This window comes from Paraburkholderia tropica (assembly GCF_914484835.1).
Taxonomy (GTDB): Bacteria; Pseudomonadota; Gammaproteobacteria; order Burkholderiales; family Burkholderiaceae; genus Paraburkholderia; species Paraburkholderia tropica_A.
This window is the reverse complement of the sequence record NZ_CAJZAR010000031.1, coordinates 36242-57233: the sequence shown is the minus strand read 5'-3', so window position 1 is coordinate 57233 and position 20992 is coordinate 36242. Positions and strand designations below refer to the sequence as shown.

17 protein-coding genes and 1 tRNA gene are annotated in these 20992 nt (G+C 64.9%); 6 read left to right on the top strand and 12 right to left on the bottom strand.

Features of this window, described 5'->3' with window-relative positions; all coding sequences use genetic code 11:
- The first annotated feature begins 103 nt into the window (after window positions 1-103).
- Window positions 104-190: transfer RNA gene (locus tag LDO54_RS04355), tRNA-Leu, on the top strand.
- 255 nt (window positions 191-445) lie between these two features.
- Window positions 446-706, top strand: a complete 261-nt coding sequence (locus tag LDO54_RS04350) for a hypothetical protein (protein WP_224006924.1) — start codon at window positions 446-448, stop codon at window positions 704-706.
- Between the two features lie 25 nt (window positions 707-731).
- On the opposite strand, the gene oxlT is transcribed toward LDO54_RS04350, so the two are convergent.
- From oxlT to LDO54_RS04310, 8 genes are all read right to left on the bottom strand, one after another.
- Window positions 732-2072 carry an oxalate/formate MFS antiporter gene (gene oxlT / locus LDO54_RS04345; protein ID WP_436975499.1) on the bottom strand — a complete coding sequence of 447 codons (1341 nt, stop codon included), beginning with the start codon at window positions 2070-2072 and terminating at the stop codon, window positions 732-734.
- Window positions 2073-2141: 69 nt separating this feature from the next.
- The gene (locus tag LDO54_RS04340) at window positions 2142-3536 is read right to left on the bottom strand and encodes an NAD(P)(+) transhydrogenase (Re/Si-specific) subunit beta (RefSeq protein ID WP_224006918.1); all 1395 of its coding nucleotides are present in this window, start codon (window positions 3534-3536) and stop codon (window positions 2142-2144) included.
- A gap of 9 nt (window positions 3537-3545) precedes the next feature.
- Window positions 3546-5126 (bottom strand): Re/Si-specific NAD(P)(+) transhydrogenase subunit alpha, encoded by a 1581-nt coding sequence (locus tag LDO54_RS04335; RefSeq protein ID WP_224006915.1) that lies wholly within the window; start codon window positions 5124-5126, stop codon window positions 3546-3548.
- A gap of 198 nt (window positions 5127-5324) precedes the next feature.
- On the bottom strand, window positions 5325-5561 hold the full coding sequence (locus tag LDO54_RS04330; RefSeq protein ID WP_224006912.1) for a hypothetical protein: 237 nt from the start codon (window positions 5559-5561) through the stop codon (window positions 5325-5327).
- 57 nt (window positions 5562-5618) lie between these two features.
- Window positions 5619-6065, bottom strand: a complete 447-nt coding sequence (locus LDO54_RS04325) for a PAS domain-containing protein (protein ID WP_224006909.1) — start codon at window positions 6063-6065, stop codon at window positions 5619-5621.
- A 122-nt stretch (window positions 6066-6187) separates the two neighbouring features.
- A complete protein-coding gene (gene frc, locus LDO54_RS04320; RefSeq protein WP_224006906.1) occupies window positions 6188-7438 on the bottom strand; it encodes a formyl-CoA transferase in 1251 nt (416 codons plus the stop codon).
- Between the two features lie 51 nt (window positions 7439-7489).
- On the bottom strand, window positions 7490-9238 hold the full coding sequence (gene oxc, locus LDO54_RS04315) for an oxalyl-CoA decarboxylase (protein ID WP_224006903.1): 1749 nt from the start codon (window positions 9236-9238) through the stop codon (window positions 7490-7492).
- A 339-nt stretch (window positions 9239-9577) separates the two neighbouring features.
- Window positions 9578-10297, bottom strand: coding sequence for a GntR family transcriptional regulator (locus LDO54_RS04310; protein ID WP_224006900.1), 720 nt, complete (start codon window positions 10295-10297; stop codon window positions 9578-9580).
- 233 nt (window positions 10298-10530) lie between these two features.
- Here LDO54_RS04310 and LDO54_RS04305 point away from each other — a divergent pair, with 233 nt between their 5' ends.
- Window positions 10531-10914, top strand: a complete 384-nt coding sequence (locus tag LDO54_RS04305) for a hypothetical protein (RefSeq protein ID WP_224006897.1) — start codon at window positions 10531-10533, stop codon at window positions 10912-10914.
- 137 nt (window positions 10915-11051) lie between these two features.
- On the opposite strand, the gene LDO54_RS04300 is transcribed toward LDO54_RS04305, so the two are convergent.
- On the bottom strand, window positions 11052-12791 hold the full coding sequence (locus tag LDO54_RS04300; RefSeq protein ID WP_224006895.1) for a long-chain fatty acid--CoA ligase: 1740 nt from the start codon (window positions 12789-12791) through the stop codon (window positions 11052-11054).
- A gap of 111 nt (window positions 12792-12902) precedes the next feature.
- Window positions 12903-13676 carry an SDR family oxidoreductase gene (locus tag LDO54_RS04295; RefSeq protein ID WP_224006892.1) on the bottom strand — a complete coding sequence of 258 codons (774 nt, stop codon included), beginning with the start codon at window positions 13674-13676 and terminating at the stop codon, window positions 12903-12905.
- A gap of 335 nt (window positions 13677-14011) precedes the next feature.
- Between LDO54_RS04295 and LDO54_RS04290 the strand changes: the two genes are divergently transcribed.
- The 3 genes from LDO54_RS04290 to LDO54_RS04280 all read left to right on the top strand — a co-directional run bounded on the left by LDO54_RS04290 (window position 14012) and on the right by LDO54_RS04280 (window position 18948).
- A complete protein-coding gene (locus LDO54_RS04290; RefSeq protein WP_224006889.1) occupies window positions 14012-15421 on the top strand; it encodes a tetratricopeptide repeat protein in 1410 nt (469 codons plus the stop codon).
- Between the two features lie 334 nt (window positions 15422-15755).
- Window positions 15756-16973 carry an MFS transporter gene (locus LDO54_RS04285; protein ID WP_224006886.1) on the top strand — a complete coding sequence of 406 codons (1218 nt, stop codon included), beginning with the start codon at window positions 15756-15758 and terminating at the stop codon, window positions 16971-16973.
- Window positions 16974-17178: 205 nt separating this feature from the next.
- Window positions 17179-18948 (top strand): AMP-binding protein, encoded by a 1770-nt coding sequence (locus LDO54_RS04280; protein ID WP_290371061.1) that lies wholly within the window; start codon window positions 17179-17181, stop codon window positions 18946-18948.
- A 17-nt stretch (window positions 18949-18965) separates the two neighbouring features.
- Here LDO54_RS04280 and LDO54_RS04275 read toward each other — a convergent pair whose 3' ends face one another.
- Entirely contained in the window at window positions 18966-19301 is a 336-nt protein-coding gene (locus LDO54_RS04275) for a hypothetical protein (RefSeq protein ID WP_224006884.1), read from the bottom strand.
- A gap of 16 nt (window positions 19302-19317) precedes the next feature.
- Window positions 19318-20883 carry an FAD-binding oxidoreductase gene (locus LDO54_RS04270; protein WP_224007609.1) on the bottom strand — a complete coding sequence of 522 codons (1566 nt, stop codon included), beginning with the start codon at window positions 20881-20883 and terminating at the stop codon, window positions 19318-19320.
- Window positions 20884-20992: the final 109 nt, after the last annotated feature.

Below are 20992 nucleotides of genomic sequence, written 5' to 3'. Positions count from 1 at the left end.
GATGCAGATGTTTCTCGAAGCACCGTTTTCTTGAAATTTTCTTGAAAACATCGGTTGACAGACGCCGGGAACGCGTTATAATCTCGGTCTAGCTTGAAGACGTGCCCAGGTGGCGGAATTGGTAGACGCACTAGGTTCAGGTCCTAGCGGTGGCAACACTGTGGAGGTTCGAGTCCTCTCCTGGGCACCACGTCTCTTCAAGTAAAAGCAGCACCCCGGATTCATCGAAAAAGCCCGCACATGCGGGCTTTTTTGTTTTCCGCGCCCTTCTCCCTCGTTTTCCCGTTTCAGTCCTGCCTGCGCGATTCGCTCGCGATCTACGCGCTGCAACACATGCTGTCTCACACGACGCATCGCACGCCACGTCGCACGCCGCAGCGATATGTTCCATGGTATACATTGAAACGAAGCAGGACAGCACGGCACAACAACGCAGGGAGACCCGATGGAATTCGTCGTTATCGCGGCGCTAGTCGCTGTGAGCTTCGGCGTCGCAGCGACGTGGCTGATCGCCACCCGGCTGCCCGCCGAATGGATCGAGCGCGGCCAGCACGAAGGACGCTACGCGTCACTGTCGATGTCATCCGCGCCGTCCCCGTCATCCGAAATCGACGCGCACCGCGCCCAGGCCCGCACCGATACGCGTCGCGTGCGCCGAGCGCGTTTTCGCGCCAGTGCGCAGCGTTCGGGCAAAGCGGCAGCCTGAACGCCATCGCACGCGACGCCCCGCGCTACTCACGCGAACCCAGCGGCGCCGCCACGAACGCCTGATCCGCGCCACGCTCCGGCGCCGCCGACTGGAAGATCCAGCGCCGCCGCATCGGCTGCAACACCACCTTCGCGCAAACGCCCGCCATCATCGCCACGCAGGCCGCGAAGTCGAACACCATGTTCCAGCCGCCATGCACGGCCAGCAGCGTGGCCACCGGCACGAGCAGCGCCGCCGTGCCCTTCGCGGTGTACAGCGTGCCCGCGTTGCCCGCCGCATAGCGCGCGCCGAAGGTGTCCGCGCAGGTCGCCGGGAAATTCGAAAAGATGTCGCCGTAGAACAGGAACACGAGCCCCGAGAACAGCATGAACAGATACGGATCGTGGCCAAACTCGCGCAGACCGAGCAGCGCGAGCCCTTCGCCGAGAAACGTGATGAACATCGTGTTCTCGCGGCCGATGCGATCCGAAATCAGCCCGCACAACGGCCGCGTGAAGCCGTTGCAGAGATTGTTGACCGACAGCGTCATCGTCAGCAGCGGCAGCGAGACGCTCAGCAGCGTCACCGGCATCGAGGCGAAGCCATACGACTTCGCAATCGGCCCGATCTGCGCCGTGGCGATGATGCCGCCCGCCGCCACGCACACGAACATCGCATACATCACCCAGAACAGCGGCGCGCGGATCATCTGCTTCGTCGTGTAGTCGGTTTTCGTTGCGACCACGCGCCTGACGCCCGCCGCGTGCGCGGGCGGCTTCGGACGCACCATCAGCAAGGCCAGCGCCATGATGCAGGCACCTTGCAGGAGTCCGAAGAAAACGAAGGCGCTCTCGTAGCCCGAGTGCTGGATCATGTGTGAAATAGGAATCACGGTGAGCGCCGCGCCCGCGCCGAAGCCCGCGGCCGTCATGCCCGCCGCGAGACCGCGCCGGTCGGGAAACCATTTGAGCGCCGTGCCCACGCAGGTACCGTACACGCAGCCCGCGCCGATGCCCGAAATCACCGCCGCCACGTAGAGCACCGGCAGCACCGGCGCCCACGCGTCGAGCACCCAGCCGAGCGCCACGCAGCACGCGCCGCCCATCACGACCGGACGCGGACCGAAGCGGTCGACGAGCCAGCCTTCGACCGGCACGAGCCACGTCTCGGTGACGATGAAAATCGAGAACGCGAGCTGGATCGCCGCTTGCCCCCAATGATGCCGCGCGTCCATCGGCACGACGAACAGCGTCCACGCATATTGCAGATTGGCGACGAGCCCCATGCAGGCGATGCCGGCCACGAGCTGCACCCAGCGGTTGTGCCGCCGCGCCGTGTAGCCGGCGTCGATGCGATCGGTATGTGCCACGTTGTCTCTCTCCATTCATTGATGGACCGCCGCGAACGGCGGTCCGCTACATTACTTCGCCATCCTGATTACACCATCACTGCCTCACGCGGTCTCCAGTTGCCGCAGCAGCGCATCGACGCTGCCTTTCGCGTCGCCGAACAGCATGCGCGTGTTCTCCTTGTAAAAGAGCGGATTGTCGACGCCCGCGTAACCGGTCGCCATGCTGCGTTTCGAGACCACCACCGTGCGCGCCTTCCACACTTCGAGCACCGGCATGCCCGCGATCGGACTGCCCGCATCCTCCTGCGCGCCCGGATTGACGATATCGTTCGCGCCGATCACGAGCACGACGTCGGTGTTCGTGAAGTCCTCGTTGATCTCGTCCATTTCGAGCACGATGTCGTACGGCACCTTCGCTTCGGCGAGCAGCACGTTCATATGACCGGGCAAGCGCCCCGCCACCGGATGAATGCCGAAACGCACGCGCACGCCCGCCGCGCGCAGTCGCCGCGTGATCTCGCTGATCGTGCCCTGCGCCTGCGCCACGGCCATGCCGTAGCCCGGCACGATCACGACTTCGGCGGCGTCGCGCAGCAGCGCGCTCACTTCGTCCACCGACGTCGCCACCACCTCGCCTTGCGGTGCCGCGCTCGCTGTCGATGTCGCCGCGCCGAAGCCGCCGAGGATCACCGAGACGAAACTGCGGTTCATCGCGCGGCACATGATGTAGCTAAGAATCGCGCCGCTCGAACCCACGAGCGCACCGGTCGTCACGAGCAGATCGTTGTCGAGCATGAAGCCCGTGGCCGCCGCGGCCCAGCCCGAATAGCTGTTGAGCATCGAGACCACCACGGGCATGTCCGCGCCGCCGATCGCCATCACCAGATGCACGCCGAGCGCCGCCGCGATCACGCACATGGCGATCAGCGCATAGAGCGCCTGCGGCGAGTCGGGCATGGCGACGAAGCGATAGCCGAGCACGACGCACACCGCCAGCGCGAGCGCGTTCATCGCATGGCGCGCTGGCAGCACGAGCGGCTTGCCGCCGAGCGTGCCCTGCAGCTTCAGGAACGCCACGATCGAGCCGCTGAACGTGATGGTGCCGATAAACGCGCCCACGTAAATCTCGGTGTCGTGGATCGCGCGCTCGACGCCCGTCGCGGGCCCCGACGGCGCAAGAAAGTTCGCGAAGCCGATCAGCGTGGCCGCGAGCCCGACGAAGCTGTGCAGCACCGCCACGAGTTGCGGCATCTGCGTCATCTCCACGCGCCGCGCGAGCACCGCGCCCACGCCGCCGCCCACCACCGCCGCGACGATCGCGATCTGCAGGCCCGCGCCCGACGTCACGAGCAAGGTGGCGAGCACGGCGATCGTCATGCCCGCGACGCCATAGAGATTGCCGCGCCGCGCGCTCGCGGGATGACTCAGGCCGCGCAGACTCAGGATGAACAGCGTCGCCGCGCCGAGCCACGCCATATTGCCGATTCCAGTCAACATGACGCCTCCTCAGGTCCGTTGGAACATGTTCAACATGCGCTGGGTCACGAGGAACCCGCCCGCGATGTTGATGGTGGCCACCACGAGCGCGATGCCCGCGAGGACGCTCGCCATCGTGCTCGATCCGCCCGGATGCAGCAGCGCGCCGATCACGATGATCCCGCTGATCGCATTGGTCACGCTCATGAGCGGCGTATGCAGCGCAGGCGTCACGTTCCAGACCACCTGATAGCCGACGAACACCGCCAGCACGAATACAGTGAAGTGCGCGACGAACGCAGGCGGCGCGACGGCGCCAAGCGCCAGCAGCAACAGCGCACCAACGATCAGCATGCCTAACGACCATGCACCGTGCCTGCGTGCGTCCTGCGCCGACGGCTGCGCATGCCCCGCACCTGCCACGACCTTCACGGGCGCATTCTGCGCAGCCTGCGCCGCTTGCGGCTGCGCAGGAGACGGTTGCACCGGAGGAGGCGGCCAGCACAGATTGCCTTGCTGCATCACGGTGGTGCCGCGCTGCACGACATCGTTCATATCGAGCGTCAGCTCACCGTTCTTGAGCGGCGTAAGGTCGGTCAGCAGATGGCGCAGATTGGTCGCGTACAACTGGCTCGACTGATTCGCCATGCGGCTCGGCAAGTCGGTATAGCCGATCACGGTCACGCCATGCGCCTGCACGACCTCGCCCGCGCGCGTCAGTTCGCAGTTGCCGCCCTGCTCCGCCGCCATGTCGACGATCACGCTGCCCGCGCGCATGCACGCGGCCGTCTTCGCATCGATCAGTCGCGGCGCGGGCTTGCCCGGAATCAGCGCGGTCGTGATGATGATGTCGACCTCGCGCGCCTGCGCCTCGAACAGCGCCATCTCCGCCTCGATGAACTTCGCGCTCATCTGCTTCGCGTAGCCGCCCGTGCCGCCGCCGTCTTCGTCGATATCGACGCTCAGGAATTCCGCGCCCATGCTCTCGACCTGCTGGCCGACTTCCGGGCGCGTATCGAACGCCCGCACGATCGCACCGAGACCGCGCGCGGCGCCGATGGCCGCGAGTCCCGCCACGCCTGCGCCGATCACGAGGACCTTGGCGGGCGGCATCTTGCCCGCCGCCGTGATCTGGCCGGTGAAGACGCGGCCGAAATGCTGCGCCGCCTCGATCACCGCACGGTAACCGGCCATGTTCGCCATCGAGCTCAGTGCGTCGAGCTTCTGCGCGCGCGAGAGACGCGGCACGCAATCCATCGCGAGCACCGTCACGCCGCGCGCCGCGCACGCTTCGAGCAGCGCGCCGTTCTGCGCGGGCCAGATGAAGCCGATCAGCGTCGCGCCCGGCTTGAGCCGCTGCACTTCGTCGATCGAAGGCGGACGCACCTTGAGCAGGATATCGGCGTTGCTCCAGAGTTCGAGCCCGTCGTCGACGAGGCACGCGCCGGCTGTGCGATACGCGTCGTCGTTGTACGACGCGCGCGCGCCCGCGCCTGTTTCGACCTCGATTTCATAGCCGAGCTTGATGAGTTGCGCGACGCTGTCGGGCGTCGCCGCGACCCGGCGTTCGTCTTGATGGGACTCGCGCGGAACCGCAATCGTCATCGCCATGATGCACCTCCGTGGGCGAGAGTTGCGGATCTGAGGGCGAACGGAATCGGCGGCGCGCCAAGCGACCTGGCGCGCCGAAAACGTGGCCACGACTTCATGAAACGTCTCCTGCTCGATGTTGGAATTCTGTATGCCGCGGCTCGTCCGGCGCGCGTGGCGCGCCATGCTGATGGACCGTTTGAGTGCTGTAAAGGCGCGCTAACGCGGCGCCCGGCCCAACTGGAGAATCGCGAGCGCCGCTGCGCGGGCGCCTTCGATGGCGGCGGCTTCGCTCGCGAACACGGTCTCGTCGGCGACCTGTTGTTCGGGCAGCAGCGCAGCCGCGTGTTGTTCCTCGGCGGAGTGAATCGCGGCGAATGCGACCCAGCCGCCGTTATGAATCATTTGACGGGCCGAGAGTTCGACCTCGTAGTGCCCGAGTCTTTCGGTATGCATCGAAGCGCTCCGTGCGGACCTGCGGCTTGAAGGGATAAGAGCGACGAGACGGATTGATCAGGATTGCTGATCTTGCGTTTGCAGCCGGGTTTCCAGCTCCGTCACACGCTTGCGCAGATTGCGTTCTTCCTGGAAGCGCGCCGTCTCGTCGCGCACGACCGCGACGATGCCTGTGAGTTCGTCCTGCTCGCCATGCAGCAGCGCCACCGTGAAAGCGATGGACAGCGCGCGGCCATCCTTGTCCACGGCTGGCACGCGCAGCACGTCGTTGCCGTAGCGCGTCTGCCCGGTGGCCATCGTCTTGTGATAGCCCTCCCAGTGGCGACCGCGCAAGCGTTCGGGAATGATCAGATCCAGTGTCTTGCCGAGCGCCTCGTCCGGCGTATAGCCGAACATGCGCGTGGCTGCGGGATTCCAGTAAGTGATATCGCCTGCGGCGTCCGAGATGATGATGGCGTCGCCGATAGCGTCGGCAAGCTGTTCGAAATCGATGGCGGCTGGCATGTCGTTCGTCGTGGGGGATGCGAGGTTATATTCGGGTGCGCGGCGCGGCCGGGACGAAGCCCCGCGCGCCGCGCACCTCACTGCCGATGCATCACTGCAACATCGCTACATCGACCGTCCTGTCACACAGCACGCACTTCGTGCAGCGCCGCGATCTGCTGCGGCGTGTAGCCGAGGTCGGCGAGCACCTCGTCGGTATGTTCGCCCAGCAGCGGCGATCCCGTGATTTCCGGCTTCAGCTCCGAGAACTTGATCGGGCTGCCCACCGTGAGGTACGAGCCGCGCGCCTTGTGCGGCACTTCCACGATGGTGCCGCTCGCGCGCAGCGACGGATCGTTCGCGATCTCCTTCATGCTGAGCACCGGCGCGCACGGAATATCGAACTTGCGCAGAATGTCGACCGCTTCGTACTTGGTCTTGTCGGCGAGCCACGCTTCGATCGTCGCGAAGATATCGAAGATATGCGGTTGGCGCGCCTGCGCGGTGTTGTAGTTCGGATCCTCGATCCATTCCGGCTTGCCCAGCGCGTGGCAGATCGGCTCCCATGCGTGGCCCTGCACCGTGAAGTAGATATACGCGTTCGGGTCCGTTTCCCAGCCCTTGCACTTGAGCACCCAGCCCGGCTGGCCGCCACCGCCCGCATTGCCGCCGCGCGGCACGACATCGCTGAAGCTGCCGTGCGGATACTGCGGATACTCTTCCAGATAGCCCACGCGGTCGAGGCGCTGCTGGTCGCGCAGCTTCACGCGGCACAGGTTGATCACGCTGTCCTGCATCGACACGGCGACCTTCTGCCCCTTGCCGGTCTTGTCGCGACCGATCAGCGCCGTGAGAATGCCGATGGCCAGATGCATGCCCGTGTTGCTGTCGCCGAGCGCGGCCGCGCTGACCGTGGGCGGGCCGTCCCAGAAGCCCGTGGTCGAGGCCGCGCCGCCCGCGCATTGCGCAACGTTTTCGTAGACCTTGAGGTCGTCGTAGTGATGGCCTTCGCTGAAGCCCTTCACCGAAGCAACGATCATCTTCGGATTCAGTTCCTTGATGCGCTCCCACGTGAAGCCCATGCGATCGAGCGCGCCGGGGCCGAAGTTTTCGACCATCACGTCCGACTCGCGAATCAGCTTCTCGAGCACTTCCTTGCCTTCGGGCTTCTTGGTGTCGAGCGTAAGCGAGCGCTTGTTGCTGTTGAGCATCGTGAAGTACAGCGCGTCGGCTTCGGGAATGTCACGCAGTTGATTGCGCGTGACGTCGCCCGCGCCCGGACGCTCGACCTTGATCACATCGGCGCCGAACCATGCGAGCATTTGCGTGCATGCGGGTCCCGCTTGTACGTGCGTGAAGTCGATGATCTTGATGCCGTCGAGGGGTTTGCTCATTGCTATCTCCTGGTCTCGGTAGTCTGAAACGACTGTCCTGTACGGTTGGATTTATTTCTTCATCGCCGCGCTTTGCGGATTGAGATTCGTGAGGCGTCCGCTCTCGGTGCCGGCCGATTCGTCGATCACGGCGTTGATGAGCGTGGGCTTGCCGGATGCAATCGCCTCGAGCAGCGCCTTCGTGAGTTCCTCGGGCGTGGTCGCCTGATGACCGACGCCGCCGAACGCTTCAATCATCTTGTCGTAGCGCGCGCCCTTCACGAACACGGTCGGCGCGACATCGGCGCCGCCGGTCGGATTCACATCGGTGCCGCGATACACGCCGTTGTTGTTGAACACGATCGTGCAGACCGGCAGGTCGTAGCGGCAGATCGTTTCCAGCTCCATGCCGCTGAAGCCGAACGCGCTGTCACCCTCGATCGCCACGACCTGCGTACCGCTCGTGACTGCCGCGCCGATCGCGAAGCCCATGCCGATGCCCATGATCCCCCACGTGCCCGAATCGAAGCGCTTGCGCGGCTGGTACATGTCGATGATGCTGCGCGCGTAGTCGAGCGTGTTCGCGCCTTCGTTCACGACGTTGATATCGGGGCGCGTCTTCAGCACGTCGCGAATCGCCCGCAGCGCGCTGTGGAAGTTCATCGGCGTGGGATTCTTGTCGAGCGTCGCGGCCATCTTCGCGAGGTTCGTGTTCTTGCGCTCCGCCACCGCGTTGAGCCATTCCGCCGAAGGCTTCGGAAAATCCGCGCCCATACCGGCGACCAGCGCTTCCACGCACGAACCGATATCGCCGATCACGGGCGCTTCGATCGCCACGTTGCTGTCGATCTCGGTCGGCGCGATGTCGATCTGCACGAACTGCTTCGGACCGGCGGCCGCGCCCCACGTCTTGCCCTTGCCGTGCGCGAGCAGCCAGTTCAGGCGCGCACCGATCAGCACGACCGCATCCGCTTCCGCCAGCACGAACGAGCGCGCCGCCGACGCCGACTGCTCGTGCGTGTCGGGCAGCAGGCCCTTGGCCATCGACATCGGCAGATACGGCACGCCGCTCTTTTCGACCAGCTCGCGGATCTGCGCGTCGGCTTGCGCGTAGGCCGCGCCCTTGCCGAGCAGGATGAGCGGACGCTTCGCATTCCTGATGACATCGAGTGCGCGCTTGACCGCGTCGGGCGCCGGAATCTGGCGCGGCGCCGCATCCACGACCTTGATCAGCGACTGCTGGGCCTTCACGGCGTCGATGGTCTGCGCGAGCAGCTTGGCGGGCAGATCGAGATAGACGCCGCCCGGACGGCCCGAGACCGCTGCGCGAATCGCGCGCGCCACGCCGACGCCGATGTCTTCCGCATGCAGCACGCGATAGGCCGCCTTGGCATAAGGCTTGGCCGCGTTGAGCTGATCCATCTCCTCGTAGTCGCCCTGCTGCAGGTCGACGATCTCACGCTCGCTCGACCCGCTGATGAGAATCATCGGGAAGCAGTTCGTCGTGGCGTTGGCCAGCGCCGTGAGGCCGTTGAGGAAGCCCGGCGCGGAGACCGTCAGGCAGATGCCCGGCTTCTTCGTCATATAGCCCGCGACAGCGGCTGCGTTGCCGGCGTTCTGCTCGTGGCGGAACCCGATGAAACGCATACCTTCGGCCTGCGCGAGCCGCGCGAGGTCCGTGATGGGAATCCCGACGAGACCGAAGATCGTGTCGATATCGTTGAGCTTGAGCGCATCGATGACGAGATGAAAACCGTCCGTCGTCGCTTGCGCCTCTTGCGCAGGGCTGTTCTGCGCGTCGTTGATGCCTGCTTCTGCCATGACGTCTCCTCTTTGGCGGGGCGTTGTGTGATCCGTGATATACAATATTCCACACACAATATTAGTCAAGACGTTTTTTTACGCGGTGGCGGCGTGTTGCAGTGCAATGCAGCTTGCGGACCTTGTGACATCGGGCTTGCGCCCTTCCGCTTTGATGCGCCACACAAATTTCGCCGGTCTCGACTCCTGCAAACCGCGTAATTTATTTCGGATTCCCAACTACTTAAACAGCATCCCGACACGTACCCGACACCTTCCCGAACACGTATCCAGACGATTCGCGTATGCCTGCGCGCCGCTCACGCGGCGTTCAAATCCAGCGTAAAAAAGTGCGCGGGCTCAGTCGAGAAAGTCGCAGTTCGCTTCGACGAACAACGCGAGGTCGATCGAATGCTGCCGCACGAGCCGCTCGACGCGCTCGGTATCGCGCGCCTCCAGCGCCTCGATGATGCGCATGTGATCCACGATCGATCTCGACGCGCGGTCGCTCTGCGCGATCGTCATCCGGCGTATCGCGCGCACGTGCATGAAGATGTTCTTGATGGTCTCGACGATGATCGGCGACTTCGAGAGTTCGACCAGCGACTGGTGGAACATGATGTTCGCTTCCGAGTATTCCTCGATGTGCTCGGCGGGCCGCGCATCGTCGAAGTCGGCGAACATGCTGCGCAGGCGCGCGATCTCCTCGTCGCTCGCGCGCTGAGTCGCGAGGCGCGCCGCGATACTTTCGAGCGCGGCCCACATATAGATCATCTCGACGATTTCCTTGCGCGTCTTGCGCAGGATGTAGACACCGCGCCGTGGCACGGTACGCAGGAACCCTTCCTGTTCGAGCAGCGTCATGGCTTCGCGCACCGGCGTGCGGCTCACGCCCAGCTTTTCGGTCAGTTCCTTCTCATCCAGACGAATTTCGTCTCGCGAGCGGTAGATATCGGTCTCTGCAATCGCCTGCTTCAGCTTCGCGTAAGCCTGGTCGCGCAAAGAGAGCGCGGCGTGAATCGGTTCGAGCGTCAGGGTCAGCGAGGACGCCGCGGCTTCGTCTTGGGTATCGGTGGACATCGGTCGTTTGTCTCCAGCGTTCTAATGAGTAAGCCGGTACAACTCATCGATTTCATATTTCCAATACAATATATCAGCGACACGAACAGCACTACGCGGGGTTTACGCGAAGCCTGCCATCCCGATCGCAGATATAGACGATGCCTTATATAAATCGAAAAAAACTTTAACTATCGTTTATTCATTGGCCCTCCTACATTGAGTTCACGCCTTTCGCGAACCAGGAGACAGCCATGAGCCCCTCACCCGCCCGTCCGCACGCCACCGAACAAGAGTCCGTTCTGCACGCGCAACTGTGCGCATTCAATTCGGCGTTCGCCGAACTGGGCTTGCGGTTCCGCTGGGACGCCGCCACGCTCTATGCGCTCGCGGCGATCGAAGGCGAAGCGGCGCGCCTCGCGACCTATATCCAGACGCATCATCCGCATCTGTTGAACGCTTACAGCATCGAGTTTCTGTGCGACGCGATTCTCGGCCGCAAGAATGCGCAGGCGCCCGGCGAATGGCGCACGGAAACGACGCTGCAGCGCGCCGCGCCGAATCAGCCGGTGGCGGCGGCCACGCGTGACGGATGGGATTGGAGCGAGCCCGGCTTGCCTGCGCTGGCAGGCGCCTGACGCTCGCGGGAGTGGGTGTAGCAAAGACAGCAGCAGCGACAGCACCGACATCGAGACGCGAATGCGCAAGCATTCAGACGATTCGCGTCTCGATCGCGGCGGGACAGCGTGATGGTGCGTTGAACGACGCGTGAGCGTCAGGCGCGCGCCGCCGCCTCATCCTCCTGCAGCTTGCGCCAGAGGATCTTGCCGCTGCCCGACTTCGGCAGCGTGTCGACGAACTGCACGATGCGCGGCGCCTTGTACGCCGCCATGTTCTCGTGCGCCCACGCGATGATGTCGTCCTCGTTTACGCTGCCGATCTGCTTCGGATCGAGCACGACCACGGCCTTCACGGTTTCGCCGCGCTTCGCGTCCTGCGTGCCGATGATGCACACCTCCTTGATCGCCGGATGGCGGTACATCAGCGCTTCGACTTCGGCCGGCCAGACCTTGTAGCCCGAGGCGTTGATCATGCGCTTGAGGCGGTCGGTCATGAAGTAATAACCTTGCGCGTCGCGCCGCACGAGATCGCCGGTGCGCAGAAAGCGCTTGCCGTCGCGCTCGATAAACGCTTCGGCCGTCGCTTTCGCGTTGCCCCAATAGCCGAGCATCACTTGCGGCGCGCTCATGATCAGCTCGCCCGCTTCGCCTTCGGGCACATCTTCGAGCGTGATCGGATCGACGATGCGCGCATCGACGTCGAACACCGGAATCCCCAGACATTGCGGCTTCGGACTCTGCGGCGGATTGATGTGTGTGGCCGCCATCGTCTCCGACATGCCATAGCCTTCGACGAACTCCAGGCCCGTGAGATCGCGCAGCTTCTTCACCACGGCATCGGGCATGGTCGCGCCGCCGCCGCGCATCCACGCGAGGCTCGACAGATCGTATTCGCCGATCCGCGGGTTCGAAATGAAATCGACCACCATCGTCGAGATCGCCTGCCAGCCGTTGATGCGGTAATGCTCGATCGCGCGCGCGGCGGCGTCGCGATCCCAGCGCGGCAGGATCACAATGGTCGAGCCGTTGTAGAGCGGACTGTTCATGCCGCCCTGCATGCCGGTCACGTGAAAGAACGGCAGCACGGAAAGCTGCACCGCGTCCTGATTGCTGCCGAACCAGTTGCAGCCGCCCACCGCCGTGCACATCACCGAACGATGCGTGTGCATGCAGCCTTTCGGCTTGCCGGTCGTGCCCGAGGTGTACGGCATCACGCAGAGATCGTCGGGACCGGCGGTGAGCGGTCCGGGCGCGCACTGCGCGGCGAGCACGTCGGCCCAATGCACGACGCCCGGCCCTTCCACCTGGCGCGGCGCACTCACGAATTCAGGCGGCGGCGACGAAGGCGTGTTCTTCAGATAATCGCTATACGTCGCGACGATCAGGTGTTGCAGCCTGCCCTCACCCTCGCCCGCCAGCGGCGCGATGCGCGGATACAGTTCCTGCGCGACGAAGGCCGTCGTCGCGCCGCTGTCCTCGACGTAGTGCTCGAGTTCCTCGGTCAGATTCATCGGATTGACCGGCACCACCACCGCGTTCGCGCGCAGGATGCCGTAGTACGCGAGCACCCATTGCGGGCTGTTCTGCACATAGAGCAGCACGCGATCGCCCGCCTTCACACCGCAATGCTGTTGCAGATAACCGGCCACGCGCTCGGCTTCGTCCTTGAACTGCGCGAACGTGACGGGCGTGTCGTAGAAGTAGATGAACGGTTTGTCGGGAAAGCGTGCGGCCGACACCTCGGCGTTATAGAACAGGTTCGTGCCGGGAATGCTCAGATGCGGCGAGAGATGCGCGGGCCAGTGGGGCGAAGTGAGCGGCGAACTGAGCGATGAACTGCGCGTGGCCGGCGATGCTTCGGGATCCTGCGAAGCTGCGATGGCGGATGTGGACATGGCGGGTTCCGTCTCCTGGAGCGCGCGCCGTCGAGCGCGGCGCGCGCGTCTTGCAATCGGCCGCGGCGAGCCGCGGACCGTCCGTGAATGTAGTTCGGACTACGATACTGATCAGACGATGCTTGCGCCGCCGTCGATCGCCAGATACTGGCCAGTGACATGGCGCGACGCGGCGCTCGCGAGAAACACCACGGCGCCCTTGAGATCGCTTTCGTCGCCCAGACGCTGCAGCGGCGTATGGTCGATCACGCTCTGACCGAGCTTGTCGAGCAGGCCCGCCGCCATTTTGGTCGGGAAAAAGCCCGGGCAGATCGCGTTCACGTTGATGCCGTACTTGCCCCACTCGGCGGCCAGCGCGCGCGTGAAATTGATCGCCGCCGCTTTCGAGGTGTTGTAGGCGATGGTCTGCATCGGGCCGAGCGAACCCTTGAGCCCGGCGATCGAAGCGATGTTGATGATCTTGCCGCGCTTGCGGGCAATCATGCTGCGCTTGCCCACTTCGCGCGCGAGGAAGAACGGCGCGTTCACGTTCAGGTTCATGACCTTGTGCCAGGCCTCGTCCGGGTAATCCTCGGCCGGCGCGCCCCAGGTCGCGCCCGCATTGTTCACGAGGATGTCGATCTGGCCACAGGCCGCGAGCGTTTCGTCGACGAGCTTCGTGGCCGCCTCGGGGCGCTGCAGGTCGCTGACGATCGTCATCGCTTCGATGCCGCGCGCCTGGAGATGGCGCTGCGCTTCGGCGAGCTCGTCGGCCTTGCGCGCCGTGATCACGACGCGGCAGCCCATTTCGCCCAGCGCTTCGGCCATCTTCAGGCCGAGGCCGCGCGAGCCGCCCGTGATGAGTGCCACCTGACCGCCCAGTTCGAACAATTCCCTGACCTGCATGCTTGTGTCTCCTTGATGTCTGTCTGGACCGCGGACGGCCCGGATTGCACTGAAGGTTCCTCTGCGTTCCGCCTGACGGAACACGCGAAGTCGAGTCGATTCTAGTCACCGCATCTGACGGCGGCAATCAGGAAAAGCACGGTCGTTCATTATCGGCGAAATTGTGCGCGCCGTGCGGCGAAGCGCGCAATGCACGCAGGTTTGCCAACGTTACGGCCGCCTGACGCATGCGCCTTGAATCGCCCGCTCTCAGCAAATTAGGACGTATCCGATGTGCGGCGGCGGCGCCCGTCCCTAAGCTCTTTCTCATAAAGACTGAGACTGACGGCCCCAAGATGACCACCGATCCCGAACACCGACTCGTCGCGGCTTTCGCCGCCCATGCCAGCGCGCCGCACGATCCCGACGCGCTGCTGCAAATCTGCTACGCGCTGATCGGCGTGCAGCGCGACGAGCACATGCTCGCGTGGGCGGACAAAGGTCTCGCGCTCGCGCCCGGCCATGCGGGCTTCATCCATGCGCGGGCGCGCGCACTGCGTCTGCTGGGCGAGCACGCGCAGGCCGCGCAAACGTGGATCGACGCGGCGGGCACGAACTGGGCGCCCCTCTTCTACGAGGCTCGCCTGGGCCGCGACCTCTATCTGAGCGGCGCCACCGATCAGGCGATCGCGGTGCTCGAACGCGCGGTCCAGAGCCCGGTGCCCGACGACAACCCCGAGAAACTGCGCGCACGCAAATGGCTGGCCGAAGCGCTGCTGAGTCTCGGCGACCCGCGCGGCTTCGCACACTGGCTCTACCGCAATCGCGGCGACAGCGGCAACACGCGCCACGCCGACGTGCCGATGTGGAACGGCCAACGCGATCTGCGCGGCGAGCGTGTGCTGGTGACGCATCAGATGGGTTTCGGCGATCAGTTCATGCTGTACGGCGCGCTGCGCCACTGGCGCGCCGCCGGCGCGGAACTCATGGTGACCTGCGATGCGCCGATTCGCAGCGTGCTCGCCGCCTCGCTGCCCGATTGCCGCGTGGTGTCCGCGCACCGCCCGCTGACGGCCGAGGCGCCGCTCGATGCGGCGCTGCTGGCCGAGGTTCACGCGTTCGCGCCGACGATGCAGGCCACGCTGCTGCATCTGCCGATGCTCTGCGCGCACGACGCACCGCGTCCCGATCCGTATTTCCCCGCGTATCTGCGCGCGCCCGAGGCCGAGCGCGAAACCGCCGCGACCTGGGCTCGCGCGATGCGTGCGCAGCATCCGGGCAAAAAGCTCGTCGGCGTGTTCTGGGACTGCGCGCAACGCCACTCGCGCGCACTACGCAGCAAGGAGCGCAACTGGGCGCGCCTGCGCAGCCTGCCGCTCGACGCGCTCGAACGGCTCACGACGCGCGCGGCGCTCGCCGGCGATGTTCAGTTCGTGAGTCTGCTGCACCCGAGCGTGGAAATGGTGAGCGGCTCGCCGCGCGGCCACTTCAGCCACTTCGCGCCCGCCATCAACACGTTCGCGGACACCACGGCCTGCATCGAGCAGCTCGACGCCGTGGTGAGCGTGGACGCCGGCGTGGCCAATCTCGCGACGATGGCGGGCAAGCCGACCGCCGTGCTCGTCAATCCGACCGGCGAGTGGCGCTGGGGCAAGGACGGCACGCGCTCGCCGTGGATGCGCGACGCGCACGTGCTGCGTCAAGAGACGATGGGCGACTGGTCGAACGTGATCGAGGCCACGATCGACTGGCTCGCGTCGCGCTGATCCGCATCGACTCCCGAATCGCTCTGCACTCCCGATCATCGACCGCTGAATACCGCCATTAATCCGGCGGTCAATTGCGCATTACCCTCGCACACTCCATCCATTCAACATTCAATTACGGCTTCAATGCAATTACATTTAAATTACTATTAAGACGAAAAGCTTTCAGAACTCCCGATTAACCCCATGGATTAGTACGGGTTGCGCCGGACATTCATGCAAATGTTTAATGCCGGGCGTACACTCGTACGAAGCTCACAGCGCGGGGCGAACAGCCACATGAGCCATGCCCGGGAGACGCGGCATGGCGCGGGTAAGACAGGAGAACAATGAAATGAGCTGGACGCGAGAACAGAAAAACGTAACGATCGCAGCGTATTTGGGGTGGACGCTCGACGCATTCGATTTCTTTCTGATGGTTTTCGTTCTGAAAGATATCGCTACCGAATTCAATACCAAAATCCCGGCTGTCGCATTCGCCATTACGCTCACGCTGGCCATGCGCCCGCTCGGCGCGCTCATCTTCGGCCGGCTCGCCGACAAATATGGACGCCGCCCCACGCTGATGGTCAACATCGCGTGTTATTCGCTGCTCGAATTGCTCACCGGCTTCTCGCCGAATCTCACCACCTTTATCGTGCTGCGCGCGCTGTTCGGCGTGGCGATGGGCGGCGAATGGGGCGTGGGCTCCGCGCTGACGATGGAAACCATTCCGCCGAAGGCGCGCGGCTTTGTCTCCGGTCTGCTGCAGGCCGGCTATCCGAGCGGCTATCTGCTCGCCTCGGTGGTGTTCGGCGTGCTGTATCAGCATATCGGCTGGCGCGGCATGTTCTTCGTCGGCGTGCTGCCCGCGCTGCTGGTGCTCTACGTGCGCTCGCACGTGCCCGAGTCGCCGGCCTGGAAGGAAATGGAAAAGCGCGTGCGTCCGACGCTGCTCTCCACGCTCAAGCACAATCTCGGCCTCTCGATCTACGCGATCGTGCTGATGACGGCGTTCAACTTCTTCTCGCACGGCACCCAGGATCTGTATCCGACCTTCCTGCGCGAACAGCATCACTTCGATCCGCATACGGTCTCGCTGATCACCATCGTGCTGAACATCGGCGCGATCGTGGGCGGTCTGTTCTTCGGCTCGATTTCGGAGAAGATCGGCCGCCGCAAGGCCATCTGCATCGCTGCGCTGATCGCGCTGCCGGTGCTGCCGCTGTGGGCGTTCTCGGCCACGCCGGTGATGCTCGCGCTCGGCGCCTTCCTGATGCAGATTTCGGTGCAAGGCGCGTGGGGCGTGATCCCGGTGCATCTGAACGAAATCTCGCCGGATGAAGTGCGCGCGACCTTCCCCGGTCTCGTCTATCAGCTCGGCAATCTGTTCGCGTCGGTCAACGCCACGCTGCAAGCATCGCTCGCCGAAACGCACGACCAGAACTACGGCATGGCGATGGCGATCGTCGCGGGCACCGTGGCCATCGTGATTTCCGTGCTGATCCTGTTCAGCCGCGAACGCCGCGGCATCGACATGACGCAAACCGCGAAGCAGGTGACCACCACCTGAGGTTAGCGAACCTTCGCCTTGTGAACGCGCGGCGGCGCTGCGCCGCGCGACACACGAACGAGCCGTGCCGGGTTGCCGCCCGCACGGCTTTTTCTTTTTCAGCAAAGTCGCCGAAAAATGGGGAATCGACAGGGGAAACTACGCGTGCCGCTCGCGCGCCGCGCGGCGCATCATGAGAGCGCCACGTCTCGCCCGGAGTCCACGCATGACGCATAGCATGACGAATATGAGCACCACGCCGATCGATCACCCCAACACCGACGGCATCTGGTACGCCTCGTATCCCGCCGGCGTGCCGCATGAAGTCGACGTCACGCGCTACACCTCGCTCGTGCAGTTTTTCGACGACTGCACCACGCGCTATCGAGAGCGCGTCGCCTACGTGAGCGCAGGCTCGCCGATGACCTACGGCGCGCTCGCGCGCAAGGCCACCGCCTTCGCTTCGTGGCTGCAAGGCGCGGGCGTGCTGCCCGGCGAGCGCGTCGCGATCATGCTGCCGAATACGCTGCAATATCCGGTGGCGCTGTTCGGCGCGCTCAAGGCGGGCGCGATCGTCGTCAACGTGAATCCGCTCTATACGGCGCGCGAACTCGAGCATCAGCTCAACGACAGCGGCGCGCAAACCATCGTGGTCTTCGAGAGCTTTGCGAAGACACTCGCGGACGCGCTGCCCGGCACGCGCGTCGAGCGCGTGGTGCTCACGCAACTCGGCGACCTGCTCGGCGAAGGGTTCAATCTCAAGGGCCGCTTCATCAACTTCATGCTGCGCCACGTGAAGAAAGTCGTGCCGCCCTACTCGCTGCCGCGCGCCGTCTGGCTGCTCGACGCGCTCGACCAGGGCGCACGTGCGCCGCGCGCGCCGGTCGCCGCCGAACGCGACGATCTCGCCTTCCTGCAATACACGGGCGGCACGACCGGCGTGGCGAAAGGCGCGATGCTCACGCACGCATCGATTCTCGCGAACGTGCTGCAAGCGAAGGCCTGGATCGCCGATCAACTGAACGCCGAAGCCGAAACCGTGCTGACGCCGCTGCCGCTCTATCACATCTATTCGCTCACGGTGAACGCGCTGATTTTCATGCTGCTCGGCGGACGCAACATCCTGATCGCGAATCCGCGCGACATGAAGCGCGTGATGAAAACCATCCGTCACGAACAGTTCAGCTGCATGAGCGCGGTCAACACGCTCTACAACGCCTTTCTCGACAACGCGGAATTCCGCGCGCGCGACTTCTCCGGCCTCAAACTCGCGATGGCGGGCGGCATGGCGACGCAAAAGGCCATCGCCGACCGTTTTCGCGCCGTGACCGGCAAGCCGATCGTCGAAGGCTACGGCCTCACCGAGTGCTCGCCGATCGTGACGCTCAATCCCGTCGATCTCACGCATCTTCAGGATTTCGAAGGATCGATCGGGCTGCCCGCGCCGTCCACGCAGGTGCGTCTGCGCCGCGACGACGGCACGTGGGCGAGCATCGGCGAACCGGGCGAACTGTGCGTAAAAGGTCCGCAGGTGATGCGCGGCTACTGGAACCGTCCCGACGAAACGGCCAAGGTATTCGTGAGCGACGGCTGGCTCACGACCGGCGATATCGGCGTGATGGACGCGCGCGGCTATATCCGCCTGATCGACCGCAAGAAGGACATGATTCTGGTCTCGGGCTTCAACGTCTATCCGAACGAAATCGAAGACGTGATCGCGACGCATCCGGGCGTGCGCGAGGTAGCGGCGATCGGCGTGCCCGATCCCGTGCAGGGCGAGCGCGTGAAAGTGTTCGTGGTCCGGCGCGACGCCACGCTCACCGCGGACGCGCTGATCCAGTATTGCCGCCAGCAGCTGACCGGCTACAAGGTGCCGAGAATGGTGGAGTTTCGCGACGAGCTGCCGCAAAGCACGATCGGCAAGATATTGCGCCGCGAATTGCGCGCGGCCGAGATCGCGAAGCTGGAGAAGGAAGGCGCGTCTAAAACTGCTTAGGGTTACGTATCACTTTTTTAGAGCGATACGTTCATCACCACGCACCGTCTCGACAGCGCCAGCCGCTCGAACACGAAGCGATCCGATGCGCGCAGCGCGCACAGCACGACCGCGCCCTCGCCGACGCGCGCCGCAATGCGCGCGTGCCATAGCGCGCCGATATCGTCGTCGACGGCGAACGGCGTCATATGCGTGTGCGCGGCATGACGTGCCAGCACCGCGCCTTCCGCGAGCGAAGCATCGAACACGGCAATCCGCGCGCTTCGTTGCCACGCCGCCTGCGATCCGCGCCACCCCATCGCGCAGCAGGCCGCGCACGAAACACCGAGAAACTCGCGCCGCTTCATCGACATCGCCCCTCCCGCTTCGTCAGGTATAGCCGCGCTGCCCGCGCCACGCCGCCGGCCAGACGCCCTGCTTGCCCGGCGACAGCACGCCCTGCGGATCGAGCGCGTCCTTCACGGTTTCCGCGAGACGCAGCAGCGCGCCGTCGTTGAAGCTGTACTGCGCGGCCGCGTAATCCATGTAAAGCAGATGCGAGCGATACACGCCATAGCCCGCCGCGCGCGCATCGCTCATCAACGCGCGCAGCAGGTCGCCCGCGCGCGCCGCCTGCGGATGCGGCGCACGCGGAAAGATCGCCGCGAACACGTGATGCAGATGCCGCCCCGCCGCCGTGAAGCCGCCGTAATAATCGAAGCCGTATTCCGCCGCGCGCGCCTTCACCAGCGCGTACTGGCGCAGCGCGTCGCGGCCGTCGGCGGGACACAGCGGCGAGAAGTCCACGTGGGCGCCTTCGCCGCCGAGCCAGTCGAGCCAGTCGAGCATACGAAACGCGCTCATCGACGGGATGCCCGCCATGTTGCGATCGCCGCCGCCTTGCGGTTCCTCGTTGCCCGCATAGCGACGCGCGGCACAGCGCGCGCCGGGCACCGCCGCGAACGCGCGCTCGACCGTGCGCCGTTGCAACTCGATCACGTCGGCCTCGCCGTAAAGCGCGTAATGCAGATTCCAGCGCCCGATATCGAGTTCGCGCTGCAGGCGCGCGACGGCGGCCTCGGGCATCGCGCCCTCGCCGTCGTACCAGCGCGCGCGTGGCGCGAGACCGGCGGCGCGGCGGATCGCGCCTTCGATCACGGCGTGCTGCGCAATCGTGCCGCTCAATTGCAGGCCGCGCAGCGTATCGACGATCGCGCCCAGATCGTCCTCGCGCGCGAACTGAATTTCGCCGATCACATACGCGCTCGGCGCGGGCATCAGCCAGAGCCCCATCTTCGTGACGATGCCGTAATTCGATTGCGTGAACAGCGCGTCGAACGACGGCCCATGACCGGGTTTGTAGAGCGTCCACGCGGTGCCGGTGTCGAGCGCGCCCATGCCCGTGCGCACAACGTCACCGTTCGCGAGCACGATTTCCATGCCGCACTGCGACGCCGCGTGATCGCCATACGCGGTGTAGCCGAAACCGCGTTCGAGCGTGTTGCCGATCACGCTGCCCCAACCCGACGCGGGCGGATCGACCCACAGCGCGAGGCCGCGTTCGCGCAGATGCGCATGCAGATCGAAGTAGCTCACGCCGGGCTCGACGAGCGCCCACGCGAGGCGTTCGTCCACGTCGAGGATGCGGTTCAGCCGCTGCAAGTCGAGCACGACCGAACCGGCCAGGCGCGGCGCCGCGCCGCCATAGGCGAAATTGCGGCCCGTGGACACTGTCCAGAGCGGCACGCGCGCTGCATTGGCGACGCGCAGGATCGCGCGGATTTCGTCGACGTTCGCGGGCAGCAACGCGGCGCACGGCGCGAACATGGCGTCATTCGACAGCGGCGCGAACGGATCGCGATACGCCGCGAGCGCCGCGCCGCCACGACAGACGTAAGGTATCCCGACGATCGTCTCGAACGCCGCGAGCGCGCGCGCCAGTTGTGCGGCGCTCATACCGGGCGGCCGCGGCGCTTCGGTTTCCTTTTCGGTTTCCGCTTCGGTTTCCGTTCCCGCATCGGTCGCGCTCGCGGCTTGTGCTCGCTTCGCATCGACGGGCGCGCCG